The 23922-nt window shown below is 62.2% G+C and carries 24 protein-coding genes; 22 read left to right on the forward strand and 2 right to left on the reverse strand.

From position 1 onward, the window contains the following. Nucleotides 1-14 precede the first annotated feature (14 nt). The 3 genes from rpoC (at nucleotide 15) to BLS26_RS32610 (ending at nucleotide 8667) form a co-directional block, all read left to right on the forward strand. Entirely contained in the window at nucleotides 15-4214 is a 4200-nt protein-coding gene (gene rpoC / locus BLS26_RS32600) for a DNA-directed RNA polymerase subunit beta' (protein ID WP_092516556.1), read from the forward strand. A 184-nt stretch (nucleotides 4215-4398) separates the two neighbouring features. After that, the gene (locus BLS26_RS32605) at nucleotides 4399-6453 is read left to right on the forward strand and encodes an FAD-dependent oxidoreductase (protein WP_092516557.1); all 2055 of its coding nucleotides are present in this window, start codon (nucleotides 4399-4401) and stop codon (nucleotides 6451-6453) included. 162 nt (nucleotides 6454-6615) lie between these two features. After that, entirely contained in the window at nucleotides 6616-8667 is a 2052-nt protein-coding gene (locus BLS26_RS32610; protein WP_092516558.1) for an ABC transporter ATP-binding protein, read from the forward strand. A gap of 46 nt (nucleotides 8668-8713) precedes the next feature. On the opposite strand, the gene BLS26_RS32615 is transcribed toward BLS26_RS32610, so the two are convergent. After that, on the reverse strand, nucleotides 8714-9919 hold the full coding sequence (locus BLS26_RS32615; RefSeq protein WP_092516559.1) for an FAD-dependent monooxygenase: 1206 nt from the start codon (nucleotides 9917-9919) through the stop codon (nucleotides 8714-8716). A gap of 178 nt (nucleotides 9920-10097) precedes the next feature. On the opposite strand from BLS26_RS32615, the gene BLS26_RS32620 reads away from it, so the two are divergent. Continuing rightward, complete coding sequence (locus tag BLS26_RS32620; RefSeq protein ID WP_092516560.1) at nucleotides 10098-11228, forward strand: GNAT family N-acetyltransferase; 1131 nt, start codon at nucleotides 10098-10100, stop codon at nucleotides 11226-11228. A 6-nt stretch (nucleotides 11229-11234) separates the two neighbouring features. Here the strand turns inward: BLS26_RS32620 and BLS26_RS32625 are convergent, their stop codons facing one another. Then, a complete protein-coding gene (locus tag BLS26_RS32625) occupies nucleotides 11235-12440 on the reverse strand; it encodes an NAD(P)/FAD-dependent oxidoreductase (RefSeq protein WP_092516561.1) in 1206 nt (401 codons plus the stop codon). A gap of 685 nt (nucleotides 12441-13125) precedes the next feature. Between BLS26_RS32625 and rpsL the strand changes: the two genes are divergently transcribed. The 18 genes from rpsL to rplE all read left to right on the forward strand — a co-directional run bounded on the left by rpsL (nucleotide 13126) and on the right by rplE (nucleotide 23879). Continuing rightward, nucleotides 13126-13497 carry a 30S ribosomal protein S12 gene (rpsL, locus tag BLS26_RS32630; RefSeq protein ID WP_029584567.1) on the forward strand — a complete coding sequence of 124 codons (372 nt, stop codon included), beginning with the start codon at nucleotides 13126-13128 and terminating at the stop codon, nucleotides 13495-13497. A gap of 15 nt (nucleotides 13498-13512) precedes the next feature. Further along, on the forward strand, nucleotides 13513-13983 hold the full coding sequence (gene rpsG, locus BLS26_RS32635; protein WP_092516562.1) for a 30S ribosomal protein S7: 471 nt from the start codon (nucleotides 13513-13515) through the stop codon (nucleotides 13981-13983). Between the two features lie 30 nt (nucleotides 13984-14013). Beyond that, nucleotides 14014-16086 carry an elongation factor G gene (gene fusA, locus BLS26_RS32640; RefSeq protein ID WP_092516563.1) on the forward strand — a complete coding sequence of 691 codons (2073 nt, stop codon included), beginning with the start codon at nucleotides 14014-14016 and terminating at the stop codon, nucleotides 16084-16086. Between the two features lie 40 nt (nucleotides 16087-16126). Beyond that, nucleotides 16127-17317: an elongation factor Tu gene (gene tuf, locus BLS26_RS32645; RefSeq protein ID WP_092516564.1), complete on the forward strand. Its 1191-nt coding sequence runs from the start codon at nucleotides 16127-16129 to the stop codon at nucleotides 17315-17317. Nucleotides 17318-17400: 83 nt separating this feature from the next. Next, the gene (gene rpsJ, locus BLS26_RS32650; protein WP_002712302.1) at nucleotides 17401-17709 is read left to right on the forward strand and encodes a 30S ribosomal protein S10; all 309 of its coding nucleotides are present in this window, start codon (nucleotides 17401-17403) and stop codon (nucleotides 17707-17709) included. A 50-nt stretch (nucleotides 17710-17759) separates the two neighbouring features. Continuing rightward, nucleotides 17760-18479: a 50S ribosomal protein L3 gene (gene rplC / locus BLS26_RS32655; protein ID WP_074828480.1), complete on the forward strand. Its 720-nt coding sequence runs from the start codon at nucleotides 17760-17762 to the stop codon at nucleotides 18477-18479. A gap of 1 nt (nucleotide 18480) precedes the next feature. Then, nucleotides 18481-19101, forward strand: coding sequence for a 50S ribosomal protein L4 (rplD, locus tag BLS26_RS32660; protein WP_092516565.1), 621 nt, complete (start codon nucleotides 18481-18483; stop codon nucleotides 19099-19101). Continuing rightward, nucleotides 19098-19397, forward strand: coding sequence for a 50S ribosomal protein L23 (locus BLS26_RS32665; RefSeq protein ID WP_027536817.1), 300 nt, complete (start codon nucleotides 19098-19100; stop codon nucleotides 19395-19397). The genes rplD and BLS26_RS32665 overlap by 4 nt, the downstream gene beginning before the upstream one ends. Nucleotides 19398-19409: 12 nt before the next feature. Further along, nucleotides 19410-20243, forward strand: a complete 834-nt coding sequence (gene rplB, locus BLS26_RS32670) for a 50S ribosomal protein L2 (RefSeq protein WP_092516566.1) — start codon at nucleotides 19410-19412, stop codon at nucleotides 20241-20243. 12 nt (nucleotides 20244-20255) lie between these two features. Beyond that, entirely contained in the window at nucleotides 20256-20534 is a 279-nt protein-coding gene (rpsS, locus tag BLS26_RS32675; RefSeq protein WP_027536815.1) for a 30S ribosomal protein S19, read from the forward strand. 10 nt (nucleotides 20535-20544) lie between these two features. Further along, nucleotides 20545-20931, forward strand: coding sequence for a 50S ribosomal protein L22 (gene rplV / locus BLS26_RS32680; protein WP_092516567.1), 387 nt, complete (start codon nucleotides 20545-20547; stop codon nucleotides 20929-20931). A gap of 17 nt (nucleotides 20932-20948) precedes the next feature. Continuing rightward, on the forward strand, nucleotides 20949-21647 hold the full coding sequence (gene rpsC, locus BLS26_RS32685) for a 30S ribosomal protein S3 (RefSeq protein WP_074828492.1): 699 nt from the start codon (nucleotides 20949-20951) through the stop codon (nucleotides 21645-21647). A gap of 29 nt (nucleotides 21648-21676) precedes the next feature. Continuing rightward, a complete protein-coding gene (gene rplP / locus BLS26_RS32690; protein ID WP_027536812.1) occupies nucleotides 21677-22090 on the forward strand; it encodes a 50S ribosomal protein L16 in 414 nt (137 codons plus the stop codon). A 5-nt stretch (nucleotides 22091-22095) separates the two neighbouring features. Further along, complete coding sequence (gene rpmC, locus BLS26_RS32695) at nucleotides 22096-22302, forward strand: 50S ribosomal protein L29 (RefSeq protein WP_027536811.1); 207 nt, start codon at nucleotides 22096-22098, stop codon at nucleotides 22300-22302. A 10-nt stretch (nucleotides 22303-22312) separates the two neighbouring features. Beyond that, nucleotides 22313-22561: a 30S ribosomal protein S17 gene (gene rpsQ / locus BLS26_RS32700; protein ID WP_009797129.1), complete on the forward strand. Its 249-nt coding sequence runs from the start codon at nucleotides 22313-22315 to the stop codon at nucleotides 22559-22561. 82 nt (nucleotides 22562-22643) lie between these two features. Continuing rightward, nucleotides 22644-23012, forward strand: coding sequence for a 50S ribosomal protein L14 (gene rplN, locus BLS26_RS32705; protein ID WP_011473865.1), 369 nt, complete (start codon nucleotides 22644-22646; stop codon nucleotides 23010-23012). Further along, the gene (gene rplX, locus BLS26_RS32710; protein WP_074828498.1) at nucleotides 23012-23326 is read left to right on the forward strand and encodes a 50S ribosomal protein L24; all 315 of its coding nucleotides are present in this window, start codon (nucleotides 23012-23014) and stop codon (nucleotides 23324-23326) included. The genes rplN and rplX overlap by 1 nt, the downstream gene beginning before the upstream one ends. Beyond that, nucleotides 23319-23879 (forward strand): 50S ribosomal protein L5, encoded by a 561-nt coding sequence (rplE, locus tag BLS26_RS32715; protein WP_092516568.1) that lies wholly within the window; start codon nucleotides 23319-23321, stop codon nucleotides 23877-23879. The genes rplX and rplE overlap by 8 nt, the downstream gene beginning before the upstream one ends. Nucleotides 23880-23922 lie beyond the last annotated feature (43 nt).

The raw sequence follows: 23922 nt of genomic DNA on the forward strand, positions 1-23922 counted from the left end.
GCGAGGAGAAGACGATGAACCAAGAAATTATGAATCTCTTCAATCCGACGACGCCGGCCCAGGTCTTCGACCAGATCCGGATCTCGATTGCGTCCCCGGAAAAGATTCTGTCCTGGTCCTACGGCGAGATCAAGAAGCCGGAGACCATCAACTACCGCACCTTCAAGCCGGAGCGCGACGGCCTGTTCTGCGCCCGCATCTTCGGGCCGATCAAGGACTACGAGTGCCTGTGCGGCAAGTACAAGCGGATGAAGTACAAGGGCATCATCTGCGAAAAGTGCTCGGTCGAAGTGACGCTGTCGCGCGTTCGTCGCGAGCGCATGGGCCATATCGAACTGGCCGCGCCGGTCGCGCACATCTGGTTCCTGAAGTCGCTGCCGTCGCGCATCGGCCTCTTGCTCGACATGACGCTGAAGGATCTCGAGCGGATTCTCTATTTTGAATACTACGTCGTGCTGGAGCCGGGTCTGACCGCGCTGAAGGACCGTCAGCTCCTGTCGGAAGACGAGTATCTGAAGGCGCAGGACGAATACGGCCAGGACAGCTTCACCGCCATGATCGGCGCCGAGGCGATCCGCGAGCTGTTGAAGGGACTGGAGCTCGAAAAGCTCGAGGCGTCGCTGCGCGTCGAGATGCAGGAGACCGAGTCCGACATCAAGCACAAGAAGCTCGCCAAGCGCCTGAAGATCGTCGAAGCGTTCCGCTATTCCGGCAACAAGCCGGAGTGGATGATCCTGACCGTGGTGCCGGTGATTCCGCCGGACCTGCGTCCGCTGGTGCCGCTCGACGGCGGCCGCTTTGCGACCTCCGACCTCAACGACCTCTACCGCCGCGTCATCAACCGCAACAACCGCCTGAAGCGGCTGATGGAGCTGCGCGCGCCGGACATCATCATCCGCAACGAAAAGCGCATGCTGCAGGAGGCCGTCGACGCACTGTTCGACAACGGCCGCCGCGGCCGCGTCATCACCGGCGCCAACAAGCGTCCGCTGAAGTCGCTGGCCGACATGCTCAAGGGCAAGCAGGGCCGCTTCCGGCAGAACCTGCTCGGCAAGCGCGTCGACTATTCGGGCCGTTCGGTGATCGTGGTCGGTCCCGAACTGCGGCTGCATCAGTGCGGCCTGCCGAAGAAGATGGCGCTCGAACTGTTCAAGCCGTTCATCTATTCGCGGCTCGACGCCAAGGGTCTGTCGACCACGGTGAAGCAGGCGAAGAAGCTCGTTGAAAAAGAACGTCCCGAGGTCTGGGACATTCTCGACGAGGTGATCCGCGAGCATCCCGTGCTGCTGAATCGCGCGCCGACGCTGCATCGCCTCGGCATTCAGGCGTTCGAGCCAGTGCTTATCGAAGGCAAGGCGATCCAGCTGCATCCGCTGGTTTGCGCCGCGTTCAACGCCGACTTCGACGGCGACCAGATGGCCGTGCACGTTCCGCTGTCGCTGGAAGCGCAGCTGGAAGCGCGCGTTCTGATGATGTCGACCAACAACATCCTGCATCCCGCGAACGGTCAGCCGATCATCGTGCCGTCGCAGGACATCGTGCTCGGCCTCTATTACGTGTCGATCATGCGCGAAGGCCTGCCCGGCGAGGGCAAGATCTTCGGCGAGATGGCCGAACTCGAGCATGCCCTGCATTCGAAGGTCATCCACCTCCACACCAAGATCAAGTACCGTTGGAACGGCATGGACGAGACCGGCAAGATCTCGCGCCGCTGGATCGAAACCACCGCGGGCCGCGTCATGCTCGGCAACCTGCTGCCGAGCTCGACCAAGATTTCGTACGACATCATCAACAAGCTGATGACCAAGCGCGAAATCTCCGGCGTGATCGACCAGGTCTACCGTCACTGCGGTCAGAAGGAGACGGTGATCTTCTGCGACCGCATCATGGCGCTCGGCTTCTACAACGCGTTCAAGGCCGGCATCTCGTTCGGCAAGGACGACATGGTCGTGCCGCACTCGAAGTGGAAGATCGTCGACACTACCCGTACGCTGGCGAAGGATTTCGAGCAGCAGTACAACGACGGTCTGATCACCCATGGCGAGAAGTACAACAAGGTGGTCGACGCCTGGTCGAAGGCGACGGAAGAAATCGCCAAGGAGATGATGAAGGAAATCTCCTCGACCAAGAAGACGCCGAAGGGCGCCGACGCCGACATCAACTCGATCTACATGATGGCGCATTCCGGTGCGCGCGGTTCGCCGGCGCAGATGCGCCAGCTCGCCGGCATGCGCGGCCTGATGGCCAAGCCGTCGGGTGAGATCATCGAAACGCCGATCATTTCCAACTTCAAGGAAGGTCTGTCGGTGCTCGAATACTTCAACTCGACCCACGGCGCCCGCAAGGGCCTCGCGGACACCGCGTTGAAGACCGCGAACTCGGGCTACCTGACCCGCCGTCTGGTCGACGTGGCGCAGGACTGCATCATCACGCAGGACGATTGCGGCACCAAGCTCGGCATCAAGATGCGCGCCATCATCGATGCCGGCACGGTGGTTGCGTCGCTGGCGTCGCGTATTCTCGGCCGTACCAACGGCGAGGACCTGCGCGATCCGGTGACCAACAAGGTCGTGGTCAAGCGCGGCACGCTGATGGAAGAGACGCATGTCGACGCCATCCAGCAGGCCGGCATCCAGGAAGTGAAGATCCGTTCGGCCCTGACCTGCGAACTGGTCAACGGCATCTGCGGCAAGTGCTACGGCCGCGATCTGGCCCGCGGCACCCCGGTCAACCACGGTGAAGCGGTCGGCGTCATCGCCGCCCAGTCGATCGGTGAGCCCGGCACGCAGCTGACGATGCGCACGTTCCACATCGGTGGCGCGGCGCAGATCAACGAGCAGTCGTTCATCGAGTCGAACTTCGACGGCAAGGTGATCATCCGCAACAAGGCCATCGCCAAGAACAGCGAAGGCCACATGGTCGCGATGGTCCGCAACATGGTGATTGCGATCAGCGATGCGGACGGCACCGAGCGTGCGACCCACCGCATTCAGTACGGCGCGCGCATGCACGTCGACGAAGGCGATATGGTCAAGCGCGGCCAGCGTATCGCGGAATGGGATCCGTACAGCCGTCCGGTGCTGACCGAAGTCGAAGGCGTCATCGGGTTCGAGGACCTGGTCGAAGGGCAGTCGATCTCGGAAACGCTCGACGAATCCACCGGCATCGCCAAGCGCGTCGTCATCGACTGGCGCGCGTCGCGCGGTGGCGGGGACCTGCGTCCCGCGATCGTGATCAAGGGCAAGGATGGCAAGGTGCTGAAGCTCGCCCGTGGCGGCGATGCCCGGTACATGCTGTCGGTCGACGCCATTCTGTCGGTTGATACCGGCGCGAAGGTGAAGTCCGGCGACATCCTGGCGCGTATCTCCACCGAGAGCGCCAAGACCCGCGACATCACCGGCGGTCTGCCGCGTGTTGCCGAACTGTTCGAGGCCCGCAAGCCAAAGGACGCGGCGATCATCGCGGAAATCGCCGGCACCATCCGCTTCGGCCGCGACTACAAGAACAAGCGCCGCATCTCGATCGAGCCGCTGGACAAGACCGAGGAGACCAGGGAGTACCTGATCCCGAAGGGCAAGCACATCCATCTGCAGGACGGCGACATCGTCGAAAAGGGCGATTTCATCGTCGAAGGCAATCCGGCGCCGCACGACATTCTGGCGATCAAGGGCATCGAGGAACTCGCTGCCTATCTGGTCAACGAAATCCAGGAGGTCTATCGGCTGCAGGGCGTGCTCATCAACGACAAGCACATCGAGGTGATTGTCCGTCAGATGCTGCAGAAGGTCGAAGTCACCGACCAGGGCGAGACCGACATGATCTCGGGCGAGCAGGTCGACAAGATCGAGTTCGACGTGATCAACGCGAAGGCCAAGGAAGAGGGCAAGAAGCCCGCCACGGGAACGCCGGTTCTGCTCGGCATCACCAAGGCGAGCCTGCAGACCCGCTCGTTCTTCTCGGCGGCCTCGTTCCAGGAGACCACCCGCGTGCTCACCGAAGCCGCCGTCAACGGCAAGGTGGACCCGCTGGAAGGCCTCAAGGAGAACGTCATTGTCGGCCGGCTGATCCCGGCGGGAACCGGTGCCTCGATGGCGAAGATCCGCGAAGTCGCGGTCAAGCGCGACAAGCTGATTCTCGACGAACGCGAGAAGCAAGCGACGATCGTGCCGACCGCTCCGGAAGCCGAACCGCTGGCGCTGCCGCCTGCCGAATAGGCATCGCGAATATATGCTTTGAAAAGAAAAAGGCCGGCGAAAGCCGGCCTTTTTGCTGCTTTGTTTCATTGCTGCGATGCAGGGACCTGCTTTGTTCATCTTCCCTTCAGAGTGAAAAGCGCTTTTGCTAAGGTGACTTAGACCGGGCGCTTCGCGGCGCGGCCGAACGACTTACGGAACACATATGCTCGACCTTGCAATCGTTGGCGGCGGCCCCGGGGGGCTGATGAGCGCCTGGTACCTGAAGAAGAAGCTTGGCGACCTCTGCCGCATCACGATCTACGAGGCGTCGAACCGCGTCGGCGGCAAGATCGTGACGCGCAAGTTTGATTCCGCGCCGGCGATGTACGAGGCCGGCGTCGCCGAGATCTACGATTACTCGATGACCGGTCCCGATCCGCTGCGCGAGCTGATCCAGCATTTCGGCCTGCAGACGATTCCGATGGACGCCGAGCAGGTGCAACTCGACGGCGTACTCCTCGAAGACGTCCCCGGCATGCGCCGCAAATACGGCGCGAAAACCGCGGCCGCGATCGAGACGTTCCGCAAACGCTGCGCCGACATGGTGTCGCCGATCGAATATTATGAAGGCGTCGGCGCCCATGACAACGAGCATCCCTGGGCCTACCTGACCTGCGAGCAGGTGCTCGACAAGGAAGTCACCGATCCCACCGCCAAGCGTTTCTTCAAGGTGATGGCGCGCTCGGATATCGCCACCGAGAGCCACAACACCAACGGGCTCAACGCGCTGAAGAACTTCGTGATGGACGTCGACGGCTATATCGGCCTGTACTCGATCCAGAACGGCAACGAGCAGTTGATCGAAGGCCTGCGCTCCGAGGTCGAAGCCGATATCCAGCTCAACCACCGGGTGCTCAAGGTCGGCAAGACCACGGCCGGCCGCTACCAGCTCAACATGATGAACGGCAAGGGGCCGGAGACGCGCGACTTCGACCTGGTGCTGGTGTGCCTGCCGCACTCGTGGTTGGCGACGATGCGCTGGGACGGTGAAGAGCTGCGCAAGTCGATGGTCAAGCACGTCGCCTATTTCGACCGGCCGGCGCATTACCTGCGCGTCTCGATCCTGTTCGACGAGCCGTTCTGGGGCGAGCAGATCCCCGGCGCCTGGTTCATGTCGGAAGCCTTCGGCGGTTGCTGCGTCTACAACGAAGGCGCGCGTCACGACGTCGGCAAGCACGGCGTCCTGAACTGGCTGATCGCCGGCTCCGACGCATTGGCTTTTGCTAATCTCAGCGATCAGGAACTGATCGACGCCGCGCTGAAGTCGCTGCCGACCACGTTCGGCAACGCCCGCGGCCATTTCATGGAAGGCAAGATCCACCGCTGGCTGTCGTCGGTGAATGCGCTGCCGGGTGGCATGCCGGTGCGGGACGTCATGACCAATCACCGCCCCGAGCCGAAGGAGCATCCGGGGATAGTCGTGGTCGGCGACTACCTGTTCGATTCCACGCTGAACGGTCTGCTCGACTCCTCCGATGCCGCCACCGATATCGTTCTCACCGAGATGATGCGGTTGCGCCGCGCCCGGGCGCAGCAGGACACGGCGTTGTCCGACAAGATCGACCGCGGCTATTTCGAGAACTACCGCGGCGTCGGACCCTACAGCGAGGTCTGGAGCCAGTTTACCGACCCCGCTTACCTGGCGGATATGGTCAAGATCGTCTGGAATAGGGCCAAGGGCTACAAGCTCCTGGTGGCGGGCTCGGCCAGCGGCGAACTGGTCGGCGCGCTGCGCGAGCGCGGGATCGATGCCTGGGGTATCGAAAACAACCGCGCGATCCATGCCAGCACGCCGAAGGCGCTGAAGAACTTCAACAAGCTCGGCTCGATCACGGATATGCCGTTCAAGGACGGCGAATTCGACTTCGTGTTCGAGACCAGCCTGTGTCATCTGGCGGATAAGCAGGTGCTGCAGGCGATCCGCGAACTGAACCGCGTGGTGAAGAGGGGCCTCGTGTTCGGATCGGTGACTTCGGACATGGCGCCGGGCGTGATCGATCGTTACGACCTCCTGCGCGGGGTAAAGAAGCTCGGCACCTGGTGGGAATGGTCGGAATTGTTCTTCAGTAACGGGTTCGACCTCTCGATGCATCGCCGCGATTGCACCGATGCGCTGTGGGCCGCGACGCTGGCGGCGCACAAGGGGCCGGGCCAGTGGTACGCCGACGCCGACAGTCTGCGCTACTCGTTCTTCGACAAGGTGAAATCGGACGACTGACCGGCCGGCAATCGGCCCGGTCGGCGGCTCCAATTGCCTTGCCAATTGTTTTGCCGAATGGGTCCCGATCGCATAGGATCGCCGCGGTAGCGTCCAGGAAAGTGTCCAACGCTATCGCGTTCGATTTGCGGTCAAGCCGGCCGTGCAGCATCGGTTGGTTTCATGGCGCCAAAGCCTCCTTCTCCGGATGACCGGAATCCCGCGTCGGCGGACGATCCTGAGCTCGAGAAGAAGCTCGCGGCCGAGCCCGGTGCGGCAAGCCCGGTTGCCGGCGGCAAGGCTGCCGCTGCGCCGCCGGACGATGACGACGAAGGTGATGAGGACGACGAGCTGGAGCTCGACGACGATGAAGACGACGAGGACCTCGTCGTCTTTACCGCCAAGGAAGCCGCCGGCGCGCTCTCGACGATCTACGCCTTCGTCAAGCCGATCCTGATCAACTACAAGAAGCTCCTGGCCTTCGTCGGTTTCGGCGTTCTGGTCGAGACGCTGTTCAACGTCTTCATGCCGTTGAGCCTGAAGTTCCTGATCGACGACGCGCTCGGCGAGGAAGACTTTCAGGCGCTGTACAAGATCCTCGGCGTGCTGGCGGTCGCCGGTATCGTCACCTCGATCGTCGCGGTCTGGTACGAGCGCTGGGACGCGCGGCTGGCGGCCAGCGTGATTGCGGACGTGCGATCGCGGCTGTTCGAGCACGTCCAGAACCTGCCGTCGGCGTATTTTGCCCGCACCAAGCGCGGCGAGATCCTGTCGCGGTTCTCGATCGACCTGTCGGCCTTCGAAGGCTCGATCAAGAGTTTTGCCAACAGCGCGGCGCTGCCGCTCTTCGAGTTGATCGCCGGCATCGTCCTGATGCTGTTCCTGAACTGGCAGCTCGCGGCGGTGGCGCTGTTGGTGTTTCCGATTACCCTGATCGGCCCGCGGATCCTGACGCCGAAGGCGGTGCAGGCGAACTACGAGCAGAAGCTGAACGAGTCGGCGCTGCTCGGCATGGTGCAGGAAAACGTGGCGGCGCAGGCGGTGGTCAAGGCGTTCAGCCTGCAGCGCCGCACGCTCGGCTGGTTCACCATGCGCAACCAGGATGTGCGCATCAAGACCGCCTCCGCCGTATTCCTGTCGACCATGGTGGAGCGCACCGTCACCATCTCGGTATTGTTGCTGCACCTCGTGGTGCTCGCGATCGGCGCCTATCTGGCCACCAAGGGCCAGATCACCATCGGCACCTTCGTCACCTTCGAGAGCGCATTCTGGGAGGTGTCCTACAACATCGCCCATCTGATGCATTTCATTCCGGTGTCGATCCAGTCGGCGGCGGCGGTGCGTCATATCCAGGAACTGCTCGACGAGCCGACCCGCGGCGCCGACCGTCCGGGCGCGCCGGACCTGCCGCGGATCACCAACGACATCAGCTTCGAGCGTGTGACCTTCGCCTACGATGGCAGCCAGACGCCGGTGCTCGATAATCTCACCCTCAAGCTCAACGCCGGCAAGCGTATCGCGATCGTCGGCCCTTCGGGCTCTGGCAAGAGCACGTTGCTCAACCTGATCCTGCGGCTCTACGTGCCCGATGAGGGTCGCGTCACCATCGACGGCGTCGACATTCGCCGGGTGACGCGCGAATCGCTGCGCCGGGGCATGGCGGTCGTGTTCCAGGAGAACATGCTGTTCAACATGTCGATCCGCGAAAACATCCGGCTCGGCAAGGAAGGCGCCAGCGACGAAGAGGTCACCGAAGCCGCGCGCAAGGCCGAGATCCACCGCTACATCATGAGCCTGCCGCAGAAATACGACACCCCGGTCGGCGAGCGCGGCGACACACTGTCGGGCGGCCAGCGCCAGCGCATTGCGATCGCGCGCGCGATCATCCGTAATCCGTCGGTTCTGCTGCTCGACGAGGCCACATCCGCGCTCGACCAGACCACGGAAGCCGCGATCAACCGTACGCTGCTGAAGGTGGCGGAAGGACGCACCATGATCTGGTCGACCCACCGCCTGACGTCGGTGGTCGAGATGGACGAGATCATCGTGATTTCAGGCGGCAAGGCGATCGAGCGCGGCTCGCATGCAAAACTGCTCGCCGCCAATGGCGTCTACCGCAAGCTCTGGGACGACCAGGGTCATACGCCGCACAATGCGGCCGCTCTCGCCGATGATGACGACGAGGACGAGGATGAAGAAGACGACGATGAGGATGAGGAAGACGAGAAGAAGTGAGCGCGGGCTTCGCTACGGCTGAAAGCCTCTTGTTCGACTTGCAGCCTCACGCCAGCCGGCCGTGCCTCGGCTGTCCGCTCAGCACGGTGTGGCGTTCCGCCGATCCCGCCGAAAATCCCTTTCGGACGGTCCGCAGCGTACCTTGAGCGAGCCTTACCAGGAAACGGGCCCAGCGTTGGGCGCGCCAGGACAGTCCGTTGTCGGTCGACAACGAGCGAAGGTGGTAGGCCTTCGCCCGGCTCCGGTCCTCGCAGGCCTGTTTCTCGGGATCGTCGTAGAACTGGGCGATCTTTTGCGCGTCCATGCCTTCGCTCCTGAGCCATTGCGGGATGTAGACGTTGCATAGACGTCCGACGTCGGTGAACACTTTTGTCGTGCCGGTTCCGGCGGCGGGGCAGGAAGTGGAGAAGGCATCGCCGACCAGCACGATGCCGGGCTGCAGATAGCCGCTGTTGGTACAAAGGTCCGCCGGGCGGATCTTGATCGGCCCGCTCACCTTGAAGTCACCCATCATTCGCTGAAGTCGCGGCATCAAAGCGCGCATCGCGGCCTCGGGCGCCTTACGAAACTGCGGCAACCAGGGGTCGGTCATGTCGCGATAGACCATGAAATTCGCCCGCATCTTGCCGCCAATCGGGAAGACGGAGAGGTAGGCCATGCGCGCACCCGCGCGTCTCGGCCAATAGGTCAGCGCCGGAAAGTCGAAAGCCGCGCAGCCGACCGGCTCGACATCGAAGCCGAGCGTGATCGAATGGCAGGAACTGATGACCTGGCGCTCGATGCCGAGCATGGTGCGCAGACCGATATTGAGCCCGTTGGCGAGCACGACCAGCCGCGCCGAAATCTGTTCGCCGTTCGACAGCGTAACCTGCTGCCGTTCGTCGCTGTTGGAAATGCCTGACACCTTGGTGAAGATGGTTTCCACGCTGGGCGGAATCTGCGCGCGCATGGTGTTGACCAGCGTGTCGTACATGATGCCGTGCTGGTCGCTGGGCTTCTTGGCGACCACATAGCCGAAGCGGGCTTCCCAGACTTCGCCGTCGAGCGTGGTTGCCCGCAGCGTCGGCTCGGCAAGCCCGGTCTTGCGCAGCAGATCGAGCTGGTCGCCGCCGAGCTTCTCGCAGCGCAGTTCCGGCGGATAGGCCGGATGAGGATCGATCAGCAGCGCCGATACGCCGGCACGCCCCAGCATGGCTGCGGCGGTCGAGCCGGCCAGACCTCCGCCGACGATGGCAACGTCCGTATACCGCATGGCTTTGCCCTGGATCGTGAACCCCTATCAATGACCCCCAATGGCAAAGAAATCCTGAAAAAACCTGTCAGGATCGGGCTTATTGCCATCGAGTCAGCTAGGGTCGCGCTTAACCGAAAAGCAAGCGGGAGCGACCACCATCGCCACCTCGCGGCGCCGGTCGAGGCATTTGTTTCTAATGATTTCTGTGACGATCGATCCACCAGGCCTGGACGTCGGCCCGCGCTGGGACGACCTGGTTCGACGTGCGTCATCGAACGTCTTCATGAATCCGGCCGCGTTGAAGGCGGTCTCTGACACCGGCTTCGCCACGATCCTGATGATGCTGGCCTGGGAGCAGGGCGCCGAGCCGCGCAAGCTCGTCGGCCTCTGGGCGCTGCAATTGCGCAAGACCGCGCCGCTGCTGCCGGCGGTGCTGGAAGCGCTGCCTTACAACTATGCTTTCCTTTCCAGTCCAGTCGTCGATCCCGCGTTTGCCGACGAGGTGATCCCGGCGTTTTTCGCCGCGATCGAAAGCAGCGCGGAGTTGCCGAACGTCGTCAGCCTGAAATCATTCGACGCCGAGTATCCAAGCCATGCCGCGATGCTGAAGGTGTTTTCGCTGCGCGGCATCGAACCGCTGATGGTGTCCGAAACGGCGCGGCCGTTCGTGACGCGCGAGTTCGGCGTCAAGCGATCGGGATCGACGCGCAAGAAACTGCGCCAGGACTGGAACAGATTGTCCTCGCTCGGCGTCGTCGACGTCATGAACAGCCGCACTCCTGCAGACGTCGAGCAAGCGTTTGAAACTTTCCTGGCCATGGAGAAAGCAAGCTGGAAGGGCGAGCAGGGCACCGCGTTGCTGTCCGACTCCCATGATGCCGCTTTCGTCAGGCGTTTGCTGCACAATCTGGCGGCGCGGCGCGATGCGTCGGTGGCGCTGCTGCGGGTCGACGGCGCCGCCATTGCTGCGCAGGTGCTGATGTATTGCGGGTCGACGGCCTATACCTGGAAGACCGCCTACGACGCCAAGTTCAGCAAATACTCGCCGGGGGCGCTGCTGGTGGATCGTGTAACGGAAGAGCTGTTTGCCGGCCCGGACATCCAGGCGATCAATTCCTGCGCGGCGGAAGACAGCTTTATGGGCCAGCTGTGGGCCGGACGCCGCGGCATGGTCGACATGCTCTTCGATATCGGGCCGCGCAAATCGCTGGGCTACCGGATCGAAGCCGGCCGGTTGCTCGGCTACGAACGCCTGCGAAAGCTGCGCAATCGCTTGCGGCAACGGCTCTCGCCGCCGCGCCCAAAGGCTGCATTGACCGCGTCGTGATCGCGGTCAAGCCGACGGGGACATTGAAGATGCGGCCGCCGCGCTGGGGCGGGGTTTCGATGCGCCGCGGAGGCGGTTGCGCACCCGCCGCAACGTGCCCTGGCTGAGCCATACCAGGAAACGGGCCCAGCGCTCGGCCTGCCAGTAGGGGCCGTTGTCCATCGTCACCTTGCGGAAACTGAACGACTGCGCCAACGACCAGGCGTCGCAGGCCTGCTTGACCGGATCGTCGTAGAACGACGCGAGCTTGTCTTCGCCCATGCCCTCCGTGGCAAGCCAGCGGGGGATGTGGACGTTGCAGAGCTGGGTGACGTCGGTCAGCACCTTGTCGGTCCCGGTGCCGGTCACGGGGCAGGTGGCTGCGAAGGCGTCTCCGACCAGAACGATGCCGGCCTTGCGATATCCCGTGGAGACATAGAGATCGACCGGCCGGATCCTGACGTCGCCGGCAACGCCGTACTCGCCGGTGATCCGGCGCAGCCTCGGCAAAGCGGCATTCATGGTCTCGACCGGCTTGTGGCGCATCTCGCGCAGCCAGGGATCGTCGGCCTCGCGATAGGTGAAGAGGTTGGCGCGCATGGCGTTGCCGACCGGAAACAGCGTCAGATAGGGGATGCGGTCGCTGGTCCGCTCGGAAAAGTAGGTCATCGCCGGAAAATCGAACGCGGGCCGTCCGACCGGGACCAGGTCGAAGCCGATCGAGATCGAATGGCAGGCGCTCGTGATCTGGCGTTCGATGCCGAGGCCGCGGCGCAGCCCGACATTCAATCCGTTGGCAAGCACAGCTAGCCTGACCGAAATGGTCTCGCCGTTCGAAAGCGTGAGCGTCTGACGCTCGCGGCTTGCCGCGATATCCGTGACCTTGGCGTAAACCCGTTCGGCAGGATGCGGGATTTCAGCCCGGATCGCCTTGACGAGATTCTCGTAGCTGATGCCGAATTGGCGGCTCGGCCGCTTGTCGAGGAGATAGCCGAATCGGGCGATCCAGTTTTCGCCGTCATGGGTTGTCGAGCGGAGCACCGAATCGGCGATGCCGGTCCTGAAAAAACGCTCAAGCTGCGCATCGCCGCTCAATTTTTCGACGCGGAAGTCGAACGGATAGACCTCGTGCGGATCGATCAGCACCGTCGCAATCCCGGCGCGTCCCAGCATGGCGGCTGCGGTCGAACCCGCCAGGCCGCCGCCGATGATCGCAACGTCGGTGTACTTCATCGAAAATCCCGATCTGAAACCGCCATCTTTGCGCCCGGAAAGGGTAAAAAAGGCTTAGCCCGGGGGTGGGAGCCGATCCGGGAGCCCGGAGAAGGGCAATTTTTATATATTACCCGGATATAATTAGCCAAGAATCGGGCGAGCCGATCGCATGGCCGACAGGCCGCGTCTTGCGATTTGGCGGCTTCGCCGGCTCGCACGAAACGTCGAAACTGCAGACGCCATAGGCATTTCTCGCGGTGTCGTTTCGCTTGACTTAGCCATGCTCCGCTTATAGAAGACCCCCACTTCACGACAGGCGGTGAGCGTCGCCAGCGTCGGAACGGAACACCCTTTCAAATCCTTGCGGACTGATACGGGCACCAACCTCGACGAATGCCGCTCAAACGCTGTCGATTATATAGCTAGGCAATGCCAGTGCGATTTTAGTTCTCTCGAGCCCGTGCTCTTGAGAGTTAATCGGATGCATGACCTCGGTAGCGGACCGAACAGCGAACGCTGATCGGTCTTCATTCGCGGTCCTCTGTGGCGTCGAAGCGCTTTCCGCTCAGCAATGGGTGGTTGGCGTGATTTCGTTTTGCGTGGGTCTTTTTCTCACGTCGAGCGGCCGAACGGGACGGCTAGTTCCGAGAAGAATTTGCGAAGCCATTCAGGGTTTCGCGCGAACTAAAGGGTGAAGGCTGACATGCCGACGATCAACCAACTGATCGCAAGTCCGCGTACGGTGCAGAAGTCGCGCAAGAAGGTGCCGGCGCTGCAACAGTCGCCGCAGAAGCGCGGCGTTTGCACGCGCGTCTACACCACGACCCCGAAGAAGCCGAACTCGGCGCTTCGTAAGGTCGCCAAGGTGCGCCTGACCAACGGCTTCGAAGTGATCGGCTACATCCCGGGTGAAGGCCATAACCTTCAGGAGCACTCGGTGGTGATGATCCGCGGCGGCCGCGTCAAGGATTTGCCCGGCGTGCGCTACCACATCCTCCGCGGCGTCCTCGATACCCAGGGCGTCAAGAACCGTAAGCAGCGTCGTTCGAAGTACGGCGCGAAGCGTCCGAAGTAAGCGGGAACAGATCAGATGTCTCGTCGCCATTCTGCTGAAAAGCGTGAAGTGAACCCGGATCCGAAGTTCGGGAACATCATCATTACGAAGTTCATGAATTCGATCATGTACGACGGCAAGAAGTCCGCCGCCGAAACCATCGTCTACGGCGCGCTGTCGATGATCGAAGCCAAGACCAAGCAGGGCCCGCTGACGGTGTTCGAGCAGGCGCTGGAAAACGTCATGCCGACCATCGAAGTGCGTTCGCGCCGCGTCGGTGGTGCGACCTACCAGGTGCCGGTTGAAGTGCGTTCGGTTCGCCGTCAGGCGCTGGGCATTCGCTGGATCATCACCGCAGCTCGCGATCGCAACGAAAAGACGATGACGGAGCGGCTCTCTGCCGAGCTGCTTGATGCGTCGAATGGCCGGGGTAACGCCGTCAAGAAGCGTGAAGATGTGCATCGGATGGCGGAAGCCAACCGCGCCTTCTCGCACTATCGCTGGTAACGGCGAAACACGGATTTTAAGGAACAGCCCATGCCCCGCGTTCATGCCATAGAGAACTACCGCAATTTCGGTATCATGGCGCATATCGATGCCGGCAAGACCACGACCACCGAGCGCATCCTCTATTACACCGGCAAGAGCCACAAAATCGGCGAAGTGCACGAAGGTGCCGCGACGATGGATTGGATGGAGCAGGAGCAGGAGCGCGGCATCACCATCACGTCGGCTGCGACGACCGCGTTCTGGGAAGGCAAGCGTCTCAACATCATCGACACTCCCGGCCACGTCGACTTCACCATCGAAGTCGAGCGTTCGCTGCGCGTGCTCGACGGCGCCGTGTGCGTGCTCGATTCCAACCAGGGCGTTGAGCCGCAGACCGAGACCGTCTGGCGTCAGGGCGACAAGTACAAGGTTCCGCGCATCGTCTTCGCCAACAAGATGGATAAGACCGGCGCCGACTTCTACAAGTGCATGCAGGATATCGTCGACCGCCTCGGCGCCAAGCCGATTGCGATCCAGCTTCCGATCGGCTCCGAGAATAACTTCAAGGGCCTGGTCGATCTCGTCCGCATGAAGGGCGTGGTCTGGGAAGAAGAGAAGCTCGACGCCAAGTTCGTCGACATCGATATCCCTGCCGATATGGTCGAGAAGGCCAAGGAATACCGCGAGAAGCTGCTGGAAGCCGCCGTCGAACTCGATGACGAAGTGCTTTCCGCTTACCTCGACGGCAAGGAGCCCGATGAAGCGACGTTGAAGCGCATGATCCGCAAGGCTGTGCTGACCGGCGCATTCTTCCCGGTGCTGTGCGGCTCGGCGTTCAAGAACAAGGGCGTGCAGCCGCTGCTCGACGCGGTCGTTGACTATCTGCCGTCGCCGGTCGACGTGCCCGCCATCAAGGGCGTCGATGAAGACGGCAACGAAGTCGTTCGTCTTCCGAACGACAAGGAGCCGCTGGCTCTGTTGGCGTTCAAGATCATGGACGACCCGTTCGTCGGCACCATCACCTTCTGCCGTATTTATTCCGGCACGCTTTTGTCGGGCACCGGCGTCATCAATTCGACGCGCGACCGCAAGGAGCGCATCGGCCGCATGCTGCTGATGCATGCGAACAACCGCGAAGACATCAAGGAAGCCTATGCCGGCGACATCGTGGCGCTGGCTGGCCTGAAGGAAGCGCGCACCGGTGACACGCTGTGCGATCCCGACAAGCCGGTGATCCTGGAAAAGATGGAATTCCCGGAGCCCGTGATCGAAATCGCGATCGAGCCGAAGTCGAAGGCCGACCAGGAAAAGCTCGGCGTCGCATTGGCGAAGCTCGCTGCGGAAGATCCGTCGTTCCGGGTGTCGACCGACCAGGAGTCCGGCCAGACCATTCTCAAGGGCATGGGCGAACTCCATCTCGACATCAAGGTCGACATTCTTCGCCGCACCTACAAGGTCGATGCCAACATCGGCGCGCCGCAAGTGGCGTTCCGTGAGCGCGTCACCAAGCGCGCCGAAGTCAAGTACACGCACAAGAAGCAGACCGGTGGTACCGGTCAGTTCGCCGAAGTGTCGATCATCGTGGAGCCGAACGAGCCCGGCAAGGGCTACGAGTTCGAATCCAAGATCGTCGGCGGCGCGGTGCCGAAGGAATACATCCCCGGCGTCGAAAAAGGTCTCAACAGCGTCATGGGCTCCGGCGTCGTCGCCGGCTTCCCGGTGGTGGACGTCAAGGTGCAGCTGGTCGACGGCAAGTATCACGACGTCGACTCGTCGGCGCTGGCCTTCGAAATCGCATCGCGCGCGGCATTCCGCGAAGCGCTGCAGAAGGGCAAGTCTGTTCTGCTCGAGCCGATCATGAAGGTCGAAGTGGTGACCCCGGAAGACTATACCGGTTCCGTCATCGGCGATCTGAATTCGCGGCGCGGCCAGATCCAGGGCCAGGACATGCGCGGCAACGCCAACGTCATCAACGCGATGGTGCCGCTCATGAACATGTTCGGTTACGTGAATAACCTGCGCTCGATGAGCCAGGGACGCGCGACCTTTACGATGCAATTCGACCACTACGCTGAAGCGCCGGCTAACGTGTCGGCTGAAGTCCAAAAGAAGTTTGCCTGATTGTCGTTGGTTCGAAACTAACGACTGAACGGAGAGTCAAATGGCTAAAGCAAAGTTTGAACGTAATAAACCGCACTGCAACATCGGAACCATCGGTCACGTCGACCATGGCAAGACATCGCTGACCGCAGCGATTACCAAGGTGCTGGCTGAAACCGGCGGTGCGACGTTCACGGCGTACGACCAGATCGACAAGGCGCCCGAAGAAAAGGCGCGCGGCATCACGATCTCGACCGCCCACGTCGAGTACGAAACTGCCAACCGGCACTATGCCCACGTCGATTGCCCGGGCCACGCCGACTACGTGAAGAACATGATCACCGGCGCCGCGCAGATGGACGGCGGCATTCTGGTGGTGTCGGCCGCCGACGGCCCGATGCCGCAGACCCGCGAGCACATCCTGCTTGCCCGTCAGGTCGGTGTTCCCGCGCTGGTCGTGTTCCTGAACAAGTGCGACATGGTCGATGATCCGGAACTGCTCGAACTGGTCGAGATGGAAGTCCGCGAACTGCTCTCGAAGTACGACTTCCCGGGCGACACCATTCCGATCATCAAGGGTTCGGCGCTCGCCGCTCTCGACGACAGCAACAAGACGCTCGGCCACGATGCCGTGCTGGCGCTGATGAAGGCCGTGGATGAAAGCATTCCGCAGCCGGCTCGCCCGATCGACCAGCCGTTCCTGATGCCGGTCGAAGACGTGTTCTCGATCTCGGGTCGCGGCACCGTCGTCACCGGCCGTGTCGAACGCGGCATCGTCAAGGTCGGCGAGGAAATCGAAATCGTCGGTCTGCGCGATACCCAGAAGACCATCGTCACCGGCGTCGAAATGTTCCGCAAGCTGCTCGATCAGGGCCAGGCCGGCGACAACATCGGTGCGCTGCTCCGTGGTACCAAGCGCGAGGAAGTCGAGCGTGGCCAGGTGCTGTGCAAGCCGGGTTCGGTCAAGCCGCACACCAAGTTCAAGGCTGAGGCCTACATTCTGACCAAGGAAGAGGGCGGTCGTCACACCCCGTTCTTCACCAACTATCGGCCCCAGTTCTACTTCCGCACCACCGACGTGACCGGTGTCGTGCATCTGCCCGAAGGCACCGAAATGGTGATGCCGGGCGACAACATCGCGATGGAAGTGCACCTGATCGTGCCGATCGCGATGGAAGAAAAGCTGCGTTTCGCGATCCGCGAAGGCGGCCGCACCGTTGGTTCGGGCGTCGTCTCCAGCATCATCGAGTAACAAGCGAATAGGAATGGCGAGTGGCGAGTGGACTGATCCATTCGCTATTCGCTACTCGCCACTCACTAAGAAAGACAAACGGCATGAACGGCCAAAATATTCGCATCCGTCTCAAGGCGTTCGACCATCGAATTCTCGATACGTCGACCCGCGAGATCGTGAACACGGCGAAACGTACCGGTGCCCAGGTTCGCGGACCCATTCCGCTGCCGACCCGCATCGAGAAGTTCACCGTCAACCGTTCGCCGCACGTGGACAAGAAGAGCCGTGAGCAATTCGAGATGCGCACCCACAAGCGCCTTCTCGATATTGTCGACCCGACCCCGCAGACCGTCGACGCTTTGATGAAGCTCGACCTGGCCGCCGGTGTCGACGTCGAGATCAAGCTCTAAATTTTCAGATCGTCCGAAGTTAGCGGACAGAAAGAACAGGAAGCACGCCGATGCGCTCCGGAGTGATCGCACAAAAGGTCGGGATGACGCGGGTCTTTACGGAGACCGGCGAACATATCCCTGTGACCGTGCTGAAGCTGGGCAATTGCCAGGTTCTGGGCCACCGCACGACCGAGAAGAACGGTTACGTTGCGCTGCAGCTCGGCTCCGGCACCCGCAAGACCGTCTATCTGCCGAAGGCAGAGCGCGGCCAGTTCGCGGTGTCCAAGGTCGAGCCCAAGCGGAAGGTCACCGAGTTCCGCGTGTCGCAGGACGCGCTGATCCCGGTTGGCGCCGAGATCCAGGCAGACCATTTCGTCGTCGGCCAGTTCGTCGACGTCACCGGCACCTCGGTCGGTAAGGGTTTTGCCGGCGGCATGAAGCGCTGGAATTTCGGCGGTCTGCGCGCCACCCACGGCGTGTCGGTGTCGCATCGTTCGATCGGTTCGACCGGCGGACGTCAGGATCCCGGCAAGACCTTCAAGAACAAGAAGATGCCCGGTCACATGGGTGTCGATCGCATCACCACGCTCAATCTGCGTGTTGTGCAGACCGACGTCGAGCGCGGCCTGATCCTCGTCGAAGGCGCCGTTCCCGGCTCCAAGGGCGGATGGATTGCGGTGCGCGACGCCGTCAAGAAGCCGCTGCCGAAGGAAGCGCCGAAGCCCGGCAAGTTCAGGGTTGTCGGTGGTGAGCAGGCCCAGGCGCCGGCCGAGCAGGAGGGCGCGTGAGATGGAACTGAAAGTCACCACCCTTGAAGGCAAGGAAGCCGGCTCCGTCCAGCTTTCCGACGCCATTTTCGGTCTCGAGCCGCGCAAGGACATCATCCAGCGCTGCGTCAACTGGCAGCTCGCCAAGCGTCAGGCCGGCACCCATAAGACGCAGGGCCGTGCGGATGTCTGGCGCACTGGCAAGAAGATGTACAAGCAGAAGGGCACCGGCGGTGCTCGTCACGGTTCGGCCCGCGTGCCGCAGTTCCGCGGCGGTGGTCGTGCGTTCGGCCCGGTCGTGCGTTCGCATGCGTTCGCGCTGCCGAAGAAGGTCCGTGCACTCGCGCTGCGCCATGCGCTCTCGGCGAAAGCCAAGGACGGCGGCCTGATCGTGATCGACTCCGCGACGCTGGAAGCTGCCAAGACCAAGGCGCTGATGGGGCATTTCTCGGGTCTCGGCCTGACCAATGCGCTGATCATCGACGGCGCCGAGCTGCACGCCGGTTTCGCGACCGCTGCGCGCAACATTCCGAACATCGACGTGCTGCCGATCCAGGGCATCAACGTCTATGACATCCTGCGCCGTCACAAGCTGGTGCTGACCAAGTCGGCCGTCGATGCGCTGGAGGCGCGCTTCAAATGAAGAATATCGATCCGCGCCATTACGACGTGATCGTGGCACCCGTCGTCACCGAAAAGGCGACGGTTGCGTCCGAGCACAACAAGGTCGTGTTCAGGGTCGCCGCCAAGGCGACCAAGCCGCAAATCAAGGAAGCCGTCGAGAAGCTGTTCGACGTCAAGGTGAAGAGCGTGAACACGCTGGTGCGCAAGGGCAAGACCAAGGTGTTCCGCGGCAATTTCGGTTCGCAGTCGGACGTGAAGCGAGCGATCGTGACCCTCGAAGAGGGCCACCGCATCGACGTCACGACCGGGCTATAAGGCGATATAGCGATGGCATTGAAAAAATTTAATCCGACGACGCCGGGCCAGCGACAGCTGGTGATGGTTGACCGTTCGGCGCTCTACAAGGGCAAGCCGGTCAAGTCGTTGACCGAAGGCAAGATCAGCAATGGCGGCCGTAACAATACCGGCCGTATCACGGTTCGCTTCCGCGGCGGTGGCCACAAGAAGGCGTACCGCATGGTCGACTTCAAGCGGAACAAGGTCGACGTGCCTGCCGTGGTCGAGCGGCTGGAATACGATCCGAACCGCACCGCGTTCATCGCCCTGATCAAGTATCAGGACGGCGAGCAAGCCTATATCCTGGCGCCGCAGCGCCTGGCCGTTGGCGACTCGATCGTTGCCGGCAACTACGTCGACGTGAAGCCGGGCAATGTCATGCCGCTCGGCAACATGCCGGTCGGCACCATCGTCCACAACATCGAGATGAAGATCGGCAAGGGTGGCCAGATCGCGCGCTCGGCGGGCACCTACGCCCAGATCGTCGGCCGCGACCAGGACTACGTCATCATGCGCCTGAACTCGGGCGAGCAGCGTCTGGTGCACGGCCGTTGCCGCGGCACCATCGGTGCGGTGTCGAACCCCGATCACATGAACATCTCGATCGGCAAGGCCGGCCGTACTCGCTGGCTCGGCTGGCGTCCGCATAACCGCGGCGTCGTCATGAACCCGATCGACCATCCGCACGGCGGCGGCGAAGGCCGCACCTCGGGCGGCCGCCACCCGGTTACACCGTGGGGCAAGCCGACCAAGGGCAAGAAGACCCGTTCGAATAAGTCGACCAACAGATTCATTCTCCTCAGCCGCCACAAGCGGAAGAAGTAAGGAACGCCGGACATGGTTCGTTCAGTCTGGAAAGGCCCGTTCGTCGAGGGTTCTCTGCTCAAGAAGGCAGATGCCGCCCGCGCGTCCGGTCGCCACGACGTCATCAAGATCTGGAGCCGCCGCTCGACCATCCTGCCGCAGTTCGTCGGCCTGGTCTTCGGTGTCTACAACGGCCAGAAGCATGTGCCGGTATCGGTCAACGAGGAAATGGTGGGTCACAAGTTCGGCGAGTTCTCGCCGACCCGTACCTTCCATGGCCATTCTGGCGACAAGAAAGCCAAGAAGGCTTGAGGAATAGACGATGAGCAAACCAAAGCGCGAACGTAGCCTCGCGGAAAACGAGGCCAAGGCGGTTGCCCGGATGCTGCGCGTCAGCCCGCAGAAGCTCAATCTTGTCGCGCAGTTGATCCGCGGCCGGAAGGCTTCGGCAGCGCTTGCCGACTTGCAGTTCTCGCGCAAGCGGATCGCTGTCGACGTCAAGAAGTGCCTGGAATCGGCGATCGCCAACGCCGAGAACAACCACGACCTCGAAGTCGACGATCTCGTCGTCGCCGAGGCCCATGTCGGCAACGGTATCGTGATGAAGCGTTTTGCACCGCGCGGCCGTGGCCGTTCGGGCCGTGTGTATAAACCGTTCTCGCACCTGACCATCGTGGTTCGTCAGGTCGAGGCCGAGGCTGGCGCTTAAGGGCGCGGGAGAAGACGATGGGTCAAAAAATCAATCCAATCGGACTGCGTCTCGGCATCAACCGTACGTGGGATTCCCGTTGGTTCGCCGGCAAGAACGAATACGGCAAGTTGCTGCATGAAGACGTCAAGATCCGCGAGATCCTGCACAAGGAGCTCAAGCAGGCGGCTGTTGCCCGCATCGTGATCGAGCGTCCGCACAAGAAGTGCCGCGTGACGATCCACTCGGCGCGTCCGGGTGTCGTGATCGGCAAGAAGGGCGCCGACATCGACAAGCTGCGCAAGCGGGTTGCCGATATCACGGCTTCCGACGTCGTCATCAACATCGTCGAAATCCGCAAGCCCGAACTCGACGCCACCCTGGTCGCCGAATCGATCGCGCAGCAGCTCGAGCGCCGCGTCGCGTTCCGCCGCGCGATGAAGCGGGCGGTGCAGTCGGCGATGCGTCTTGGCGCCGAAGGCATTCGTATCAACTGCTCGGGCCGTCTCGGCGGCGCCGAAATCGCGCGCATGGAATGGTATCGCGAAGGTCGCGTGCCGTTGCACACGCTGCGCGCCGACATCGACTATGGCGTGGCGACCGCGTTCACCACGTTCGGCACCTGCGGCGTCAAGGTCTGGATCTTCAAGGGCGAAATCCTCGAGCACGATCCGATGGCCCAGGACAAGAAGATGGCCGAAGGCGACAATACCCGGCCGCGCCGCGACGCGGCGTGAGACACAGAAAAGGTTTGAGGGCGTAAGCCATGATGCAACCAAAGAAAACGAAGTTCCGGAAGGCGCATAAGGGCCGTATCCACGGCGTTGCGACTTCGGGCGCGACGCTGTCGTTCGGTCAGTTCGGCCTGAAGGCGATGGCGCCAGAGCGCATCACCGCCCGTCAGATCGAAGCCGCACGCCGCGCGCTCACCCGTCACATGAAGCGCGCCGGCCGCGTCTGGATCCGGATCTTCCCGGACCTGCCGGTGTCGAAGAAGCCCGCCGAAGTCCGCATGGGTTCCGGCAAGGGTACGCCGGAATTGTGGGTGGCGCGGGTCAAGCCCGGCCGCGTGATTTTCGAGATCGACGGCGTCACGGTGCAGACCGCGAAGGAAGCGCTCTCGCTCGCCGCCGCCAAGCTGCCGATCAAGACGCGCTTCGTCGCGCGCATTGCGGAGTGATTGACATGGCCGAGATGAAAACCGCCGACATTCGCGCGATGAGCGACGATCAGAGGGACGACGCCGTCCTCAATCTGAAGAAAGAGCGTTTCAACCTGCGCTTCCAGCGCGCCACCGGGCAGCTGGAAAACACCTCGCGGCTGCGTGAAGCCCGTCGCGATATCGCCCGCATCAAGACCATCGCCGCGCAAACGCGCGCGAAGAAGAAGTAAGAGGCCTGATATGCCGAAACGAACCCTTCAGGGCGTGGTCGTGAGCGACAAGCAAGCCAAGACAGTGGTGGTGCGGGTCGACCGCCGCTTCACCCATCCGATCTACAAGAAGACGATCCGTCGCTCCAAGAACTATCACGCGCACGACGAGAACAACGAGTTCAAGCCGGGCGACATGGTGTGGATCGAGGAAAGCAAGCCGATCTCGAAGTTGAAGCGCTGGACGGTTGTCCGGGGCGAGCAGAAGAAAACGGCCTGAGACTCCTTCGACTCTGTCGAAGCGAATTTCGGGAAAATTTTAGGCGCGATCTAGCGCATCAGAAAGAGGACGAGGTGCATCAATGATTCAGATGCAGACCAACCTCGACGTGGCCGATAATTCAGGCGCACGCCGTGTCATGTGCATCAAGGTGCTCGGGGGCTCCAAGCGCCGCTATGCCACCGTGGGTGACGTTATTGTCGTGTCGATCAAGGAAGCGATTCCGCGCGGCAAGGTGAAGAAGGGCGACGTGATGAAGGCCGTCGTGGTGCGAGTCCGCAAGGACATCCGCCGCGCCGACGGTTCGGTCATCCGCTTCGACCGCAACGCCGCCGTGCTGATCAACAATCAGTCGGAGCCGGTCGGCACCCGTATCTTCGGGCCGGTGCCGCGCGAGCTTCGCGCCAAGAACCACATGAAAATCATTTCGCTTGCGCCGGAGGTGCTGTGATGGCTGCCAAGATCCGGAAAGGTGACAAGGTCATCGTGCTGAACGGCCGCGACAAGGGCCGCACCGGCGAAGTATTCGAGGTCCGCCCCGCCGACAACAAGGCGCTGGTGCGTGGCGTCAACCTGGTGAAGCGTCACCAGAAGCAGACCCAGGCCCAGGAAGGCGGCATCGTCTCCAAGGAGGCGCCGATCCACCTGTCCAACATCGCGTATGTCGGCAAGGACGGCAAACCGACCCGCGTGGGCTTCAAGATTCAGGCTGATGGCAAGAAGGTTCGCATTGCCAAGAGCTCGGGAGCAGAGATCGATGGCTGATACCGCTTACGTGCCGCGCCTGCGCGCGGAGTACGACCAGAGCATTCGCGGCAAGCTGACCGAACAGTTCGGCTATGCCAACGTCATGCAGGTGCCGCGCCTGGACAAAGTCGTGCTCAACATGGGCGTCGGCGAGGCCGTCAACGACCGCAAAAAGGCCGAGACCGCCGCCAATGACCTGGCGCTGATCGCCGGCCAGAAGGCCATCGTGACCTATTCGCGGGTTGCGATCGCGACCTTCAAGCTGCGTGAAAACCAGCCGATCGGCTGCAAGGTCACGCTGCGCAAGGCCAAGATGTACGAGTTCATCGATCGCCTGGTGAACGTGGCTCTGCCGCGCGTCCGCGACTTCCGCGGCCTCAACCCGAAGAGCTTCGACGGCCGCGGCAACTATTCGCTCGGCATCAAGGAGCACATCATTTTCCCCGAAATCGACTTCGACAAGGTCGCGGGCGAAGCGTGGGGCATGGACATCACCGTTTGCACCACGGCGACGACCGACGACGAGGCGCGTGCCTTGTTGACCGCTTTCAATTTCCCGTTCCGGCAGTGAGACGCAGTTAAAGCCTCTCAAACGCGGAAACCCAGGAGCCAAG

The sequence above is a fragment of the Afipia sp. GAS231 genome (genome assembly GCF_900103365.1).
GTDB lineage: Bacteria > Pseudomonadota > Alphaproteobacteria > Rhizobiales > Xanthobacteraceae > Bradyrhizobium.

Coding starts and splice junctions, on each gene's coding strand:
- rplB (WP_092516566.1), top strand. CDS start 19,410: ATGGCATTGAAAAAATTTAATCCGACGACGCCGGGCCAGCGACAGCTG.
- rpmC (WP_027536811.1), top strand. CDS start 22,096: ATGGCCGAGATGAAAACCGCCGACATTCGCGCGATGAGCGACGATCAG.
- rplP (WP_027536812.1), top strand. CDS start 21,677: ATGATGCAACCAAAGAAAACGAAGTTCCGGAAGGCGCATAAGGGCCGT.
- BLS26_RS32665 (WP_027536817.1), top strand. CDS start 19,098: ATGAAGAATATCGATCCGCGCCATTACGACGTGATCGTGGCACCCGTC.
- rplD (WP_092516565.1), top strand. CDS start 18,481: ATGGAACTGAAAGTCACCACCCTTGAAGGCAAGGAAGCCGGCTCCGTC.
- fusA (WP_092516563.1), top strand. CDS start 14,014: ATGCCCCGCGTTCATGCCATAGAGAACTACCGCAATTTCGGTATCATG.
- rpsL (WP_029584567.1), top strand. CDS start 13,126: ATGCCGACGATCAACCAACTGATCGCAAGTCCGCGTACGGTGCAGAAG.
- BLS26_RS32610 (WP_092516558.1), top strand. CDS start 6,616: ATGGCGCCAAAGCCTCCTTCTCCGGATGACCGGAATCCCGCGTCGGCG.
- rpoC (WP_092516556.1), top strand. CDS start 15: ATGAACCAAGAAATTATGAATCTCTTCAATCCGACGACGCCGGCCCAG.
- BLS26_RS32625 (WP_092516561.1), bottom strand. CDS start 12,440: ATGAAGTACACCGACGTTGCGATCATCGGCGGCGGCCTGGCGGGTTCG.
- BLS26_RS32605 (WP_092516557.1), top strand. CDS start 4,399: ATGCTCGACCTTGCAATCGTTGGCGGCGGCCCCGGGGGGCTGATGAGC.
- tuf (WP_092516564.1), top strand. CDS start 16,127: ATGGCTAAAGCAAAGTTTGAACGTAATAAACCGCACTGCAACATCGGA.
- rpsC (WP_074828492.1), top strand. CDS start 20,949: ATGGGTCAAAAAATCAATCCAATCGGACTGCGTCTCGGCATCAACCGT.
- BLS26_RS32620 (WP_092516560.1), top strand. CDS start 10,098: ATGATTTCTGTGACGATCGATCCACCAGGCCTGGACGTCGGCCCGCGC.
- rplE (WP_092516568.1), top strand. CDS start 23,319: ATGGCTGATACCGCTTACGTGCCGCGCCTGCGCGCGGAGTACGACCAG.
- rplV (WP_092516567.1), top strand. CDS start 20,545: ATGAGCAAACCAAAGCGCGAACGTAGCCTCGCGGAAAACGAGGCCAAG.
- rpsS (WP_027536815.1), top strand. CDS start 20,256: ATGGTTCGTTCAGTCTGGAAAGGCCCGTTCGTCGAGGGTTCTCTGCTC.
- BLS26_RS32615 (WP_092516559.1), bottom strand. CDS start 9,919: ATGCGGTATACGGACGTTGCCATCGTCGGCGGAGGTCTGGCCGGCTCG.
- rplC (WP_074828480.1), top strand. CDS start 17,760: ATGCGCTCCGGAGTGATCGCACAAAAGGTCGGGATGACGCGGGTCTTT.
- rpsG (WP_092516562.1), top strand. CDS start 13,513: ATGTCTCGTCGCCATTCTGCTGAAAAGCGTGAAGTGAACCCGGATCCG.
- rplN (WP_011473865.1), top strand. CDS start 22,644: ATGATTCAGATGCAGACCAACCTCGACGTGGCCGATAATTCAGGCGCA.
- rpsJ (WP_002712302.1), top strand. CDS start 17,401: ATGAACGGCCAAAATATTCGCATCCGTCTCAAGGCGTTCGACCATCGA.
- rpsQ (WP_009797129.1), top strand. CDS start 22,313: ATGCCGAAACGAACCCTTCAGGGCGTGGTCGTGAGCGACAAGCAAGCC.
- rplX (WP_074828498.1), top strand. CDS start 23,012: ATGGCTGCCAAGATCCGGAAAGGTGACAAGGTCATCGTGCTGAACGGC.